The following is a 14236-nucleotide window of genomic DNA, read 5'->3' on the forward strand; positions in this document are numbered from 1 at the left end:
CGACCGCAGAGGGGGGCTGCCTTTAGCCCCCGGTGTCGGACAGAGCGCCGTCCAGCGCTGCCAGCAGCTCCTCGATCTCCGCCGGGCGGATGCTCAGCGGAGGTCCCAGCAGCAGGTGATCGCCGCGCGTGCCGTCCACCGCGCCCGTGCCGGGATAGGTGAGCAGGCCGCGCGTCCGGGCCGCCAGCGCCACGCGCTCGGCAAGCCCGGGGCCGGCACACGCCTCTCCGGTGGCGGGGTCGCCCAGGATCAGTCCGAGCAGCAGGCCGTGTCCGCGTGCCTCCAGCACCTGTGGGTGTCTGGACCGGAGCGTGCGCAGGCCGGCGAGCAGCTGCGTGCCGCGTTCCCGCGCCGCCTCCACCAGATTCTCGTTCTGTACGGTGTCCAGCACGCTCAGGCCCGCCGCCACGCTGACCGGGTGTCCGGCATAGGTAAAGCCGTGTTTAAAGGCTCCCGAGCCGTTCATGACCGTGTCATGGACCGTGGGACTCGCCATCAGACCGGCTAGGGGAGCGTACCCGGCGGCCAGACCCTTACCCAGCACCACAATGTCTGGCGTCACCGGCCCGTGGAGTTGAACGGCCAGCGGTGCGCCGCAGCGGCCCATGCCGCTCATGACCTCGTCGGCAATGAACAGCACACCGTACTCGCGGCAGATCTCGGCGATGCGGGCGTGGTAGCCCGGACTGGGGGCCAGCGCCGCGTCCGAGGCCCCCACCACCGGTTCGGCCATGAAGGCGGCCACCGTCTGCGGGCCGAGCTCCTCCAGCAGAGTCCGCAGGCGTTCGGCGTCGGCCTCGCCGGACAGCTCGGGATTGGGCTTGGACAGTTTGGGCCACGCCGATTCGTTCATCAGCGGCGTATACAGCTCGCGCCGCGCCCCCATGCCTGAGGCGGCCAGCGCGCCCAGCGACGCGCCGTGGTAGCTGGGCCTGCGGGTGACGACCCGGTACCGTTCCAGGTCGCCGCGTTCGGCGTGGTACTGGCGGGCCAGCTTGATGGCGCTCTCGGTGGCCTCGGAGCCGCCCGACACGGCCCAGAACCGGAACCCCGGCAGCTTCAGAAAGCCGGCGAGACGCGAGGCGTATTCCTCCAGAACGTCGCTGGAGAACTGCGACCCATGCACAAAGGCGAGCCGCCGCGCCTGCGCCGCCATTGCGTCGGCCACCGCTGTCCGCCCGTGTCCGATGTTGGCGACCAGCGCCCCGGAGCTGCCGTCCAGATAGCGTTGACCACGGTCATCAAAGACATAGACGCCCTCGGCACGGACGGCAACGGGATAGGACTTGCGCGAGCGGTAGAAGACGCTGGAATCGGTCATGTGGGCCCTTGGGGAATCAGGAGTGCAGGAGGGAAGGAGGAGCCGGCAGGAACACTTCCACATCCGGCGCGGATCAGGACAGATCGGGGTGAAAAACGGTGCCTACCACGTATCTCCGCCGCCCAGCGGCGGCCACAGCCCCAGCGCCTGACGGATGGTCACCACCTGACCGAGGTGGTAGACGTTGTGCCCGGCATAACTGGTCAGGAGCGCGGCGTAGGGCAGGCCCTGGCGGTCCGGGGTGGCGGCGAGGCCAGGGTCGCGGGCGTGGGCGCGCAGCTTTCCAGCGTTCCGCAGGAACGTCTCCCGCAGCGCCTCCCAGTCGCCCGGCAGGTCGCCCGGTGGGGGCCAGCCCCCCGAGGCGTGTTCGGGCGTGGGCGGGTTCTGCCCGGCGATGGTTTCCAGCAGGTGCACCTGCCAGAACTGAACATGGGCCACGACCTGCGCCACAGAGTGGGGAAGGGGGTCGGGAACGCGCCCGGCGTCCCCGGCGCTCAGGTTTTCCAGCGCCCGCTGCCAGGACACGTTGGCTGGGCCGCCCAGGTACAGGTTGCCCACCGCCTTGCCGAAGATCTCGCTTACCATGTGTCGCCTCCTCCGGGCGGGGGCCACGCGCCCAGCGCCTGACGTACGCTCACAATCTGTCCAAAGTGATGGGCGGTGTGCAGCGCGAAGTCGGCCAGCAGCTCGCCGATGGTTTCCTCGTGGTTGACCGGGTTCGCCAGATCGGGACGCGAGGCGTGGGCGTCAATGCGGGCCAGCAGTTCGTAGAACTCGTTCTTCACACGGCTCCAGTCTCCGGCGGCCACGTCCGGCCAGGTGTCGGCGGCGTGCGCGGGATAGGGCTGGGCCTGACCCATCTCGATGATGTCCAGCATCCAGCGGTTCCACCAGTTGATGTGCGCGACCAGGGCTGCCACAGAATGCGGCAGGTCGCCGGGCACCCGCACGGCCATCTCGGCGTCCAGGCCGCTCAGGGAGGCCTCCACTCCCACAAAGGCCTGCCCGCCCCGGAACAGCTTGGGCAACAGTCGGGCGAAGGCCAGTTGGGCGCGTTCGTTGCGGTCGGGATCATTCATGAGGGTAGTGTCGCAGACGGGCGGGCTGGTTGCCCGGATGACCTGCGGAGGCGCACGGAACCGCGCGCACTGCCGGACATCCCGGAAGCGGGGGCGGAGGCCCGGGCCACGTCCGGGCAACGGCCAGCGGACATTCTCACCGTCAGTACCGCTGGGCCACCGTCTTCGTCTGCAGGAACCAGAACAGGTAGTCCGGGCCGCCCACCTTGGCGTTCGTGCCGCTCATGCCATAGCCGCCGAAGGCGTGGGTACCGGACAGCGCCCCGGTGCACTTGCGGTTCAGGTACAGGTTGCCCACATGCATCCTGCGGCGGGCCTCGGCGAGTTTGTGGGGGTCGCGGCTGTAGAAGGCAGCGGTCAGGCCGTAATCGCTATCGTTGGCCAGATCGATGGCGTGCTGCCAGTCGCGTGCCCGGGTAAAGGCCAGGACCGGGCCAAAGATTTCCTCCTGAAACAGCGGATCTTCCGGGGCCACGTCTGCAAAGATGGTGGGCTGAACGTAGCCGCCCTGCCGCTCGCCCACATCCGGATGTTCGCTCCCCAGCACTAGGCGGGCCGTGTTCTTGCCGCTGTGCACATACTTCATGATCCGCTCGGCGCTGCCCGCGCTGATCACCGGGCCCACCGGAGCGTTGTCCTCGGGCAGACCGACCTGAATCTCTGCTGCCAGTGCCCGCACGCGCTCCAGCAGCTCGTCGTACACGCTGTCCTCGGCGATGACGCGGCTGCAGGCGCTGCATTTCTGGCCCGCGTAGCCGAAGGCAGACTGCACGATGCCCAGGGCGGCGGCCTCCAGATCACCGTCGGCACAGACCACCGTGGGGTCCTTGCCGCCCATCTCGGCCATCACGCGCTTGAGCCACTTCTGGCCCGGCTGAACCCGGGCGGCCCGCTCGTAGATGCGGCACCCGATCTCGCGGCTGCCGGTAAAGGCGATCATGCGGATGTCCTTGTGGTCCACCAGCGGGTCGCCCAGCACGTCGTCCGTGCCGGTCAGGAACTGAATGACCCCGCGCGGCAGCCCCGCCTCAAAGAGCAGTTCCACCATCAGCAGGCTGCTCAGCGGCGTCTCGCTGGCGGGTTTCCAGACCACCGTGTTGCCCGCCGCGATGGCCCCCAGCGCCATGCCCAGCGGAATCGCGCTGGGAAAGTTCCAGGGACTGATGCACGCGACCACGCCAATGGGTTCGTACACGGTCGTCACGTGTTCGTCGGGCATGGGATACACCGGCTTGCCCTGGGCCCAGCGCAGCGTCTCGCGCGCAAAGACCTCGAAGTGGTCCACCGATTCGGCCACCTCGCCGTCGGCCTCGGCCCAGTTCTTGCCGTTCTCCAGCGTCATGACGGCGTTGAACTCCATACGGCGCGCCCGCAGCAGCTCCGCCGCCCGCTTGAAGATGGTCGCCCGCTGCAGCGGGTCGCTCAGACGCCACTCCTCGAAGGCGGTCTGGGCTGCCGCGACGGCCTGATCCCGCTGTTCGGGAGTGGCCCGTGGAAAGTGCCACACGACCTCGCGGGTGTCGGCGGGGTTGCGGACCTCAAACAGGTCGTCGCCCTCGACCCGCTTTCCACCGATGTACAGCGGAAAGTGCTGCCCGACGTACCGCTGGCGCACCTGCTGGAACGCCGCGCGCTGCAGGGCGGCCACCGTGTCCTGCGCGAAGTTGAAATAGGGTTCATGCTCAAACGGCAGAAAACCGCCCAGAAGTGTGTCCGTCATGCCTGCCTCCTTGTGATTGAGGGGAGGCTAACACGCTCTCTGACGGCGGGAAAGAGGCGCTGTCAGACGCCAAAAATGCGGCCTGGGCGGCGAAGCGCCCACGGTCATTGCGCCCTTCTGGCTTTACATATGCAAAGTGGTCACCGGGGAGTGACCCGGCCCTCCTCGGTGACCGCCACCCGCAGCGGCAGCGTCGGAGTGGAAAAGGTGGTTTCCTGTTCGGCCCGGTCCGGCAGCGCGACGCGGAAGCGCAGGGGCGTACCCGCCGCAAAGCGGGGCTCCACCGCCCAGACCCGGTTCACGCCCAGGGACCGGGAGGCCGCGGCTCCGGCTCCGTCCACCGTGACGGTGATCGGCTGTCCGCTGGCATTGATCACGCGCACATCCGGACGGGGAAGGGTCAGCCACGCGCCCAGCGCACATCCCCCGAACAGCACGGCCCCCAGCGCGAGCCGGGCCGGGGTGGCGGGGGGGCGTTTGCCCCGACGAAGGGAAAGGTGGGCAAAGGGGGAACGGCTCACCGCCCCATTGTGCGCCGCCCTGACGGCTGGCGGCAGCTACTGCCGATTGGACCTATTGCTGCACGCCGATGTGCCCGCCCGCTCCCAGCACAAAATGGACCTCACCGTCTTCCGAGGGCTGGGTGACCGTCAACCGGGTGGCCCCGGCATCCCGCAGCATCAGCTTGACGCGCCCGTTTTCCTCCGGGGGCAGCGGCACGCGCCAGGTCTGCCGGGGCCACAGGTGGGTGCGGTGCAGGCAGGTGCCCTCCTGACCACACACGGTCAGGCCGCCCGTGACTGCTCCGGTGTGGTTGGCGACCTCCACCCCTACTGCCTGGAACAGCAGCAGATACAGCCACAGTCCCAGCGTCGCGAGACCCAGGAAAGTGGCGGTGGGCAGGGCAAGGCGCTCCTTCATGGCCTCAGCGTGACAGATTCTGATCTGCTCCACGTCAGCCAAATGGATCATGTCGGGGCGGGGGTCCTGTCCGGCTGGACAGACAGGGGAAAGACACCGGTGAACAGCCGGGGCCAGGCGAGATGGGGCTGGCCCAGATCCAGGGTTAACCCCTGTCCGGCAAAATGCTGTTCCCACAGCGCGTGAATGCGCGGCGCGATGAGGGCGCGCAGGTGGGCCTCGGCCGCCTCGCGCTGATCGCCCAGATCGAAGGGGCTGGGATTTTGCAACCGTTCGCGGACTTCGGAGCGAACAAACGCCTGATACAGCGCATCATCCACCATCCGTGCGAACAGGGCTCCGGTCTGGGCGGCCCGGTCGGTAACCAGCGGTGCAAGTTTCCCGAAGGCGATGGCCGACCCCAGGGTGTTGCCGGCTGTGTTCCACGCACTGTAGCCCGCCAGTTGTTCCAGCGGCAGCGGCTGCAACAGCTGCCACAGCCGACGCTCGGCTCCGTTGGGATAGGCAAGGTCGGCCAGACTCACGGTCTGTCCGGCGTCGAGGCTGGCCCGCAGCCCGTCCACGAAGGCGGGAAGGTGCCGGTGCGGGGTATCCACGGTGGCGTGGTCCGGCTGCCAGTGGGCTTGCCGGGTGCCGGGAGTATTGACGGCGAGGACAAAGTCCGCTTCGGCGGGTGAATGTGCCAGCACGCAGCCGGCCGCCCGCAGGTGGGCGCGCACCAGCTCCCCAGCAGGCCGGTCCTCGTACAGCAACTCCGCGCCCGCACCTTCCAGACCACTGTAGTTCACCCAGACCCGCACGGCCCCGGGGCGCAGTGCCCGCGCAAGCAGCGTGCACGGTACCTCGTCCGCTCCGGGGTAGATGTCCAGGCGGCTCCACACCTGCAACTCGTCGGCGCGGGCTTCCAGCATCCGGCGGTCAAAGGCCGCCAGTCCATACGGGGTGGTGTCGTCCAGGGTCAGGCACAGGTGGGCCAGCACGCCGCCCGCCAGCAGGTCCAGCGCCGCCAGATGCAGCGCGCGGTTGCGTTCGCGCGTGCCCAGCCAGTCGCTCAGAACCTCCTCTGGAACGGCGGCGCGGGCCGCCTGCAGCGCCTCCTGCTCGGCGGCGCCATGCCGGGCGTGGCGGTCAAACGCCGTGCTGTAGGCCCGCAGCTCGCGCCCCCACTGACCGTAATAGGGTTTCTCCTCGTGTGGATCGTTGTCGTGGGCCACCCGCACGATTACCCCGAAGGCGAAGATCTGCAATTCCGGATTCAGGCGTTTCACGTCTTGCAGCACAGTCAGTCGGTCCAGCACCCGCGGCAGATCATCCGAGACGCGGCGGGCCGGAATCATCCCACCCAGGCACAGGGTTTCCAGGCAGACGATCAGGACTCCAGCACCGGGTGCCTCCCTGAGCAGCCAGGTCCTGAGCCCGTCGGTATCTCCCGGTGTGAAGAAGTCAGGCAGCGCCCCGGCGGGCGGTATCCGCACGGTGGCTCCGGTCATGCGCGCCAGGCTGGCGGGCAGCTCCAGCGTGTGCGGACGGGTGTCGGGCGGAATCAGCAGGACGGAGGGGAGCGCGGCCATCGGGTTTCAGGGTATTACAGCCCGCAGCGGTCCTACCCAGCGCCGATGACCCCACCCAGCGCCAGCCACCACACACCATGCCGCCCCACTGGATGTCCGTGGGGCGGCATGGTGTGCAGGGTTGAGGAGGGATTCAGGCGTTCAGGGGTTTGGGCCGGGTGTCTTTCCAGATCCCGCGGCTGCCGGCACGGAGTCCGGGCACGGGACAGGGCTGGGAAGGGGGGAGGACGGGGGGAATCACTCGTGGAGTCTGGGAGGTCTGCACGGCGGCCTAGCGGTAGTTCCTGACGAGGTTGTAGACGTTCAGTGTTCCTGTTCCCAGCCCCCCATTGTAGGTGGGGTCCAGATTCGGGGTGGTGCTGTTCAGCAGGTCGGTGCTCAGGGTGGTCGGCTGTGCCCGGCCTGTGGAGAGCGCCAGTGCCAGTGCGCCGCTGACGGCAGGAGCCGCGAAGGACGTGCCCGAGGCGGAGACGATGCGCGTACCCGGGAAAGCGGTGAGCACATTTTCGCCAAACGAGGTCAGGGACATGTTCTTGGCGTAACTGCTGAACTTGGATTTCTTGAGCGTCGTGCCGACGCTGCCCACGGCGATCAGGCCACTGCCTTTGGGAAACATGGTGCTGCCCACATTCTGTCCGGGGTAAACCATGCCGGCTGTGCCCGTGTTGCCACTGGAGTTGACTACCAGCACGCCTTTCTCGACCGCCCGGGCGATCACGGTATTCAGTGCGCTTGAGTTGGTGGTGATGCCCAGCGACAGGTTGATGATCTGTGCGCCGTTGGTGACTGCACGGTCTATCGCCTGGACAACGTATGACAGGGGTCCGCTGCCATCGGGCCGCAGGACGCGGTAGGTCATGAGGGTGGCATTGGGGGCCACCTGGAGAATCACGCCCGCCACCCCGGTGCCGTGCCCATACTTGCTGGACGTGCCGGAAGCCGCCTGTTCTTCCTGGGGAACGGCGTCATTGCCGATGTAATCCCAGTCGCTGACGGTATCCAGCCGGCTCTTGATCAGGGCGTGGTTCAGATCGACTCCGGTATCCAGCACGGCGACCTTGACGCCTTTGCCCAGTTCGGGCACCAGTTTGTGGGCCTCGGGAATACCCAGCTGGCTCAGGTAGCTCAGCGCGCCGTTCAGGTTTGTGCCTGCGAGGAAGGACAGACCACCGGCCCAGGTGGTGATTCCACCGGCCCAGGTGGTGATTCCACCGGCCCAGGTGGTGATTCCCATAGACTCGGCCTCGTCATCAGACTGTACCGCCACGTCCAGATCGGGTTCCAGCGTTACCAGTGTGGCGTCGAGGGCCTGCAGGCGACCCGACACCAGGCCCGCGGCCTGCAGGTTCTGCTGCGCTGCGGGCAGGGAGACCACCGCGTACCCGCCCTCGCGATCAAAGCTGAGGATCTGGGCGCCCGGCATGCTGGACAGCAGCGCCGTCTCGGTCACGGATGGGCCGACCCGGACGGTCGCCAGCTGCCGCATTGCGGGGGCAGTGACCGAGGCGGTGGTGGTCACGGGCGGCACCGAGCCGCAGGAGGTCACCGCCAGTGCCAGGACCATCAGGGCCATGCAGGAAAGTGGGCGTGCTGTGTTCTTCATACTCGTTACCTCCAGAGGTTGAACAGTGGTGCGGCTGTGGCCTGAGAGCCCTTGAGAGCCCTATCCATGCCATCACTTTGACGCCCGTGTGTGACTGCTCCGTGACCGTCTGGGAGGTCGGCCATGCCCCTGTCGGGGGTGCAGGTGTGTTCCTCATGCTGGGCCCGGCAGCCCTGTGCCGGCCCCGCGTTCACACAGGAGTCACATTGCGGGAGCGGAGGGGGAAATGGGCATGGTCTGGTCGCGGGGGCTGTGGTCCGACACGACTGGAATGCAGGCCTGATCGGGCAGACAAGGAAACGTAAGCCGGCATGAAAAGGGGCCACCGCAGCGGTCAACCGGTCGGGCGAGGCCGGGCCGTGGGGTGGCCCCTCCGTCTGGACTGAAAGCAGGCGCTAACTTCCGGCAGTGCAGACGCGGTTGCGGCCGGAGTTTTTGGCGCGGTACAGCTGTTCGTCGGCCAGGGAGATCAGCTTCTCGTGGTTGGAAACGCTGGGATCACAGGCCACCCCGATGGACAGCGTGACGTTCAGGTGCGGATGAATCTGGGACCAGTCGTAGCTCTGCACCTGTTCGAGCACCCGCTGGCAGATGCGCTGGCCCTGTTCCAGTTCCGTGTTGGGAAAGACGAACAGAAATTCCTCGCCGCCATAACGTCCGATGCTGTCCGTGGGCCGCACCGCACCCTGGAACAGGCGGGACACGGTCCGCAGCACCTGATCTCCGACCAGATGGGAAAAGCGGTCGTTGATCTGCTTGAAGTGGTCGATGTCGGCCATCGCCGCGCACAGCGGTTGGGAGACGTGGGGCCGGTGCTTTGTCCGGCTGTTGAGAAACTCGTGTTGCAGCAGGCCCTCCACATGTTTGCGGTTGAACAGCCCAGTCAGGCCGTCTTCGGAAAGCTGCCGTTCCAGCAGACGTGACTGTTCCTCGAGCATGTTCACGAGTCCGCTCTTTTCGGTGTTCACCCGTTCCAGCGCCTGATTGGCATTCGCCAGCTCGATGGTCTTCAGCCGGTAAATCTGGGCTTCGGACTTGGCCCGTTCGACTTCCAGCTGGGTCATCAGGGCGCGGGTTTTCAGGGCCGCCGTCTGGTTATGGATGTCTCTTTCCACGTCATGGTGCTGGCGGTACAGCTCAAAGGCCTCCTGGTGGCGGCCCTCCTGGGCGCACAGTTCCGAAAGGCGCAGGCAGATTTGCAACTCAAGGTCGCGGATCACCGAATTTTTGGCCAGTTCCAGGGCCGCGTCGTAACACTGTCGGGCCTCGGTCAGTTCGCCCAGCTGATGGTGAACATGCCCCAGCTCGAAGCGGTGCCAGGCTTCGAAAGGCGTCAATTGGGCGACCTGATCACGTTCGATGGCCTGGATCAGCAGCGCTTTTCCCTCGTCGGGTCGCCCCAGCTTGGCTGCCGATTTGCCGGCAATCCCCAGCGCCGTGTTGATGACGGAGATGTTGCCAACCATCATCCCAAATTCACGGGCGGCTTGAGCCGACTGCGCCGCCTCCTCAATCTGTCCCAGATCAAAAGCGATGGTCGCCCGCGTGCTCATGGCGTGGGCCTGACCGCCCACGTCGTCCAGGGCACGGTACAGTTCCAGGCTCTGTTCGGCGAGTTGCTGGGCCTTGGACAGATCGCGGTTGGCATAACTCAGCGTGGCCAGGTTGTGCAGGCAGTGGGCCTCCCGGGTCTGGTCGCGTTGCTCACGGGCGATACGCAGCAGCACGGCCAGCTGGTCGGTGGCCTTCTCATAGTCGTTGAGGCTGTTGTACACGGCCGCCGTGAAGTTGGCGCAGTCGGCCTGCAGGCTGGGGTCGTCGCACAGGATGCCCAGGTCCATGCCCTGCGACAGGTGTGCCAGCGCGTTCTCGTAGTCTCCGGACAGGTAGCGGTAGAAGCCCACGGTGCGGTGGGCGAGCCCGAGCAGCCGGTCGTCTCCGGTCTGGCGTGCCAGGTTCATGCCCTGATCTGCGAGGTCACCGCCTGATCTGGGATCGCCCTGACGCAGGCTCCAGGCGCGGTCCAGCAGGTCGTGGGCCTGCTGCCACTGCTGCGCGGAAACCTGCGGGCCGTCAGGGGAAGCCGCCGTGAGGGACGGCGCGGCGTGGCTTTGCCGGCGCGGCAGCAGCAGTGGGGCCAGCGACGCCTGGTTGTTGCTTACCAGGGTCAGCAGGCGCTCCACGATGTCCGGATCGAACTGCAGCCCGGCCTGCCCCCGCATCTCTTGAATGGCCTCCTCGACCGTCCAGGCCCGCTTGTAGGGGCGCTCGGTGGTCAGGGCATCGAACACGTCGGCCACCGCCACGATCCGCCCGGCGACCGGAATCTCGTGGGCCGCCAGACCGCGCGGATACCCCGTGCCGTCCCAGCGCTCGTGGTGGGTGCGGGCGATTTCCTCGGCCATTCTCAGCAGCCGGGATGTGCTGCCCTCCAGCACCTTGGCCCCGATCACCGTATGCAGTTTCATGCGCTCGAATTCTTCCGGAGTGTAGTGGCCGGCCTTGAGCAGCACGTCGTCGCCCACGCCGATCTTGCCGATGTCGTGCAGGCGGGCGGCCCAGCGGATCAGGTCGACCTCCTCGGGCGGCAGGCCCATCGCCTGTGCGAGGTGCGCGCTGAGTTCGCCGACCCGGCGGGTGTGCTGGCCGGTCTTGTCGTCGCGGTACTCGGCGGCCATGCCCAGCCGGGTCACGATCTCGATCTGCACGGCTTCCAGTTCGGCGGTGCGGACCCGCACGGTTTCTTCGGCCTGCAGCCGGGCGTGCTGCGCGACCTCACCCAGCTGGCGGTACGTTTCCGCCTCGCGGCGGGCGCGTTCGGCCTCGAAGTGATCGGTCATGCTCTGGGTCTTGCGCTCGGTCTCCTCGGTGAACAGTTCGCGTTCCAGCAGGCGGTAGTCGCGCAGGTACCCGTAAGCGTCGGCCAAGCGTCCCAGGGCTTCCAGGCCGCCAAAAAGCGCTTCCAGAATGTTCAGTGTGGAGGGCCGGAGGTCGTGGGCCCTGGCGAGGTCCAGCGCTTCGAGCAGCAACGTCTGGGCGCTGTCCGGCTCGCCGCGCTGGAAGTTCAGCCGGCCCAGCCCCAGCAGGGCGTTGACCCGCCCCTGCACGTCGTGGGCTTCCTCGGCCCAGAACAATGACTGCCGGAACATGGTCCCGGCCTGTTCCAGCTGCCGCTGTTCCAGATGCACCTGACCCAGGTTGTCGTGCAGGTCGATCAGCTGCGGTTTCAGGTCGTGCTCGCGGGCCAGCGCCACGGCGTGCAACAGGGTAGCGGTGGACTCGGCGTGGTGGGCCAGATTCTTGTGGGCCAGCCCGATCATGCCCAGCGCGGCGACCTCGGTTTCCAGGTCGCCGCAGCGCCGGGCCTGTTCCAGCCCGGTTTCCAGCAGAGACAGGGCCTGGGCAGGCTGGCCCATGTTGAGGAAGATGTTTCCCAGATTCACGCTGCAGGCCGCACGCAGCTCGTCGGGAATCTCGGTGTACTGGTCGCCCAGCTGCTGACAGGCGTGCAGGCTGGCCAGGGCGTCGGCGTAGACACCCAGGTTGCCCCACAGCAGTCCGATGTTGTTCAGGCAGTACGCCTGCATGACCCGGTCGCCGCTGCGGGCCCGCAGCTCGGCCTCACGCCCCTGGGCCTGCACCGCGACGTTGAAGCGTCCGCAGCGCTGGGCCGCGTGGGCGAGCAGCGACAGCGCCACGATCTCCTGCGCGTCGTCCTCCTGCTCGCGTGCGGCGCGGGCGAACAGCGTGGCGGCGTCCAGCAGTTCGGCTTCCCGCCCGTCCAGCAACAGGTCGTCACAGCGCTGGGCGTGCGCTGCGACGCTGGCAGCGGGCGAGGCCTGATCGGCCAGTTCGCCGGGCTGCAGTTCTGTCCGGCCCACGGTCTGCAGCGCTTCAATCTTGGGGGACAGCATCTGACCTCCTGCGGGTCGGGGCGGGAACGGTCAGTGGTCCGAGGTCCTCGAGGGCCGTCCGGAGCAGCTCCGAGGCACTGTCGGCTCCGGTGGGAAACAGCGCCTGCCCCACATGCAAGTTCAGGGCCGGGGTGCGGCCCAGCAGGCCCTCCAGGGCCGAGCGCAGGCGGCCGGGCCATCCCCGTTTCAGGCGGTCCTGCCGGTCGTCCGGCGGTCCGTCCGGGGGCGCCGCACTACCGGGCGCAGAGCGCAGCAGGACCGCAAAGGTCGCGCCGTTTAGGCGGTAGGCCCGGTCCTCGGTGCGGCGCACCCCGTTCAGGGTCTGCACCAGCGCCAGGATCGCGTCGTTGCCCCCCGCATACCCGGCGGTCGCATTCATGAAGCGGATGTTGGCAATCTCGATCAGGTGCAGCGCGAAGCCGCTGCCGTGGCGGGTCGCGAAGGCCACCTCGCGGTGAAGGTCGGCCAGAAAAGCCTGACGGTTGCCCAGCCCGGTCGATTCGTCGGTCAGGGCGGTGCGCTCCAGGGCCGCGAGCTGCATCTGACGCGCGAGCATCAGCGCCAGCGACTGCGCGGCGATCTGCAGGAGGGGGCTGGGCAACGCGGCGTGGGCCCTGGAAGGCATGGCCCTGTGTTGGGGGGAGCGCTCCGCCGCTGATCCGTCCGGCGTCTGGACAGGCCCATCCACCTGAAAGGCGTGCAGGATCAGGACGTCGCCGTCCACCTCGCTGCGAACGGTCCAGCCGTTGTCTGGATACAGGGTCAGGCCTTCGCCGGTCTGCGCGGCGCCGTCGTGCGTGCCCGCGTCGGGGTCCGGCAGGCCGGGCACATGACAGAAGGTTCCGTCCTGCCGGTAGCAGGCCAGGGCCGGAGCCGGGGATGCGGGTGTGCCCAGCGGTTGCCAGTGGGCCGCGCAGGCATCGGTACCGGCGAGCTGCGCGAGCAGGGGCAGGCTGAGCGCGAGCAGTTCAGGCACGCTGCGGGCCGTCTCCATGCGGCGCGAGAGCTGGTTCAGGGCCTCGCTGTGGTGCTGGGCCTGGCGCAATTCCTGGGTGCGCTGGAAGACGCGCTGTTCCAGCCGGGCATTCAGCTCCCGCAGCTCGCGCTGGGTCTGTTCGCGCAGGGCAGTTTCCTGGCACAGCCGCAGCGCCGGATGGACCAGCGCCGCCACCGCTTCGAGCTGGGCACGCGCCGTCGCCGGCCAGCGGACCCTGACCGGGCTGATCATGGCCAGCCAGCCCCAGATTTCCCCGGAGCCGCACAGCGGAAGTAGCGCAGTGGAGCGGTCTTGCCCCCAGCCCTCCCCGTATTCGGCCAGGTCCGTGGTGGGCTGGGGCATGGCCGCCCACTTCAGCTCCGGGTCACCCACCGTGTTCTGGATGTCCCAGCCGCCCTCCCGGTCCCTGGATGCGCTCATTAACAGGGCGACGCCGGCGACCTGCACCGTTCCTTTCAGCGCCGCGTCGATTTCCAGCAACACCTCCTCCACGCTCTGGGCCCCCAGCATCCGGCGGCCCAGCTGAAGCACCGTGCGCGCGTCCGGGGACAGGTGGTGGGCGTGGGGCCATGCCTGCGGCCCATGACGGTCTTCCGGGCACCGGTAGCCTGCGCCGCGGACCGTCTCGATGGTGTCCTCGCCCAGCTTGCGCCGGATACGCCGGACATACACGTCCACAATCCGGTCGTCGCCCTCAAACGTCAGCCCCCAGACCCGCTCCAGAATGGCGGACCGTGAGAACAGCCGCCCCGGATGACCGTTCAGCACGTCAAACAGCGCCTGTTCCTTGGCACTCAGCCCCACGTCGCTCCCGGAGGGTGTGGCTGCCAGAGACGCGAGGAGGCTCACCAGGAGTTCCTGATGGCCGTGAAGTCCGCACAGGGCGGATGTGGCCGAACGGGGAAAGGAAGGGAGTGTCGCATGGCCTCGCAGGAAAGATGGACGTTCAGGGTGGATCGCCGGCAGCCGGCGCGTTCGGGCAAAGGTTCTCTCGATATAACTGACCGGCATTCTGCCAATCCCCCGCTTACAGTTCTCTCTCCGTGCTGCACGGACGCGACATAAATTTTGCGGCGCAATTCTTCACAATGTGGGACAGGTGGGAATACG

At 67.7% G+C, this 14236-nt stretch carries 10 protein-coding genes; all 10 read right to left on the reverse strand.

What is annotated here, in order from left to right; genetic code table 11:
- Positions 1–22: 22 nt before the first annotated feature.
- The gene (locus IEY21_RS04010; protein WP_188901603.1) at positions 23–1321 is read right to left on the reverse strand and encodes an aminotransferase family protein; all 1299 of its coding nucleotides are present in this window, start codon (positions 1319–1321) and stop codon (positions 23–25) included.
- Positions 1322–1423: 102 nt separating this feature from the next.
- Complete coding sequence (locus IEY21_RS04015; RefSeq protein WP_188901605.1) at positions 1424–1906, reverse strand: DinB family protein; 483 nt, start codon at positions 1904–1906, stop codon at positions 1424–1426.
- Positions 1900–2400, reverse strand: coding sequence for a DinB family protein (locus IEY21_RS04020; protein WP_188901607.1), 501 nt, complete (start codon positions 2398–2400; stop codon positions 1900–1902). The genes IEY21_RS04015 and IEY21_RS04020 overlap by 7 nt, the downstream gene beginning before the upstream one ends.
- A gap of 142 nt (positions 2401–2542) precedes the next feature.
- Positions 2543–4120 (reverse strand): L-glutamate gamma-semialdehyde dehydrogenase, encoded by a 1578-nt coding sequence (locus IEY21_RS04025; protein WP_188901609.1) that lies wholly within the window; start codon positions 4118–4120, stop codon positions 2543–2545.
- A 140-nt stretch (positions 4121–4260) separates the two neighbouring features.
- On the reverse strand, positions 4261–4641 hold the full coding sequence (locus IEY21_RS04030) for a hypothetical protein (protein ID WP_188901611.1): 381 nt from the start codon (positions 4639–4641) through the stop codon (positions 4261–4263).
- A gap of 52 nt (positions 4642–4693) precedes the next feature.
- Positions 4694–5041, reverse strand: a complete 348-nt coding sequence (locus IEY21_RS04035) for a hypothetical protein (protein WP_188901614.1) — start codon at positions 5039–5041, stop codon at positions 4694–4696.
- 47 nt (positions 5042–5088) lie between these two features.
- The gene (locus IEY21_RS04040) at positions 5089–6612 is read right to left on the reverse strand and encodes a DUF4127 family protein (protein ID WP_188901616.1); all 1524 of its coding nucleotides are present in this window, start codon (positions 6610–6612) and stop codon (positions 5089–5091) included.
- A gap of 271 nt (positions 6613–6883) precedes the next feature.
- Entirely contained in the window at positions 6884–8215 is a 1332-nt protein-coding gene (locus IEY21_RS04045; protein ID WP_188901617.1) for a S8 family peptidase, read from the reverse strand.
- Positions 8216–8610: 395 nt separating this feature from the next.
- Positions 8611–12129: a diguanylate cyclase gene (locus IEY21_RS04050; protein WP_188901619.1), complete on the reverse strand. Its 3519-nt coding sequence runs from the start codon at positions 12127–12129 to the stop codon at positions 8611–8613.
- Positions 12110–13975, reverse strand: coding sequence for a winged helix-turn-helix domain-containing protein (locus IEY21_RS04055; protein ID WP_188901621.1), 1866 nt, complete (start codon positions 13973–13975; stop codon positions 12110–12112). Before IEY21_RS04055 ends, IEY21_RS04050 begins: the two co-directional genes overlap by 20 nt.
- Positions 13976–14236: the final 261 nt, after the last annotated feature.

This window comes from Deinococcus aerophilus, assembly GCF_014647075.1.
Taxonomy (GTDB): Bacteria; Deinococcota; Deinococci; order Deinococcales; family Deinococcaceae; genus Deinococcus; species Deinococcus aerophilus.

Bases quoted from the DNA above. Each gene is read 5' to 3' on its own strand.
- IEY21_RS04025 (WP_188901609.1), bottom strand. From the start codon at position 4,120: ATGACGGACACACTTCTGGGCGGTTTTCTGCCGTTTGAGCATGAACCC.
- IEY21_RS04015 (WP_188901605.1), bottom strand. From the start codon at position 1,906: ATGGTAAGCGAGATCTTCGGCAAGGCGGTGGGCAACCTGTACCTGGGC.
- IEY21_RS04050 (WP_188901619.1), bottom strand. From the start codon at position 12,129: ATGCTGTCCCCCAAGATTGAAGCGCTGCAGACCGTGGGCCGGACAGAA.
- IEY21_RS04020 (WP_188901607.1), bottom strand. From the start codon at position 2,400: ATGAATGATCCCGACCGCAACGAACGCGCCCAACTGGCCTTCGCCCGA.
- IEY21_RS04045 (WP_188901617.1), bottom strand. From the start codon at position 8,215: ATGAAGAACACAGCACGCCCACTTTCCTGCATGGCCCTGATGGTCCTG.
- IEY21_RS04040 (WP_188901616.1), bottom strand. From the start codon at position 6,612: ATGGCCGCGCTCCCCTCCGTCCTGCTGATTCCGCCCGACACCCGTCCG.
- IEY21_RS04010 (WP_188901603.1), bottom strand. From the start codon at position 1,321: ATGACCGATTCCAGCGTCTTCTACCGCTCGCGCAAGTCCTATCCCGTT.
- IEY21_RS04035 (WP_188901614.1), bottom strand. From the start codon at position 5,041: ATGAAGGAGCGCCTTGCCCTGCCCACCGCCACTTTCCTGGGTCTCGCG.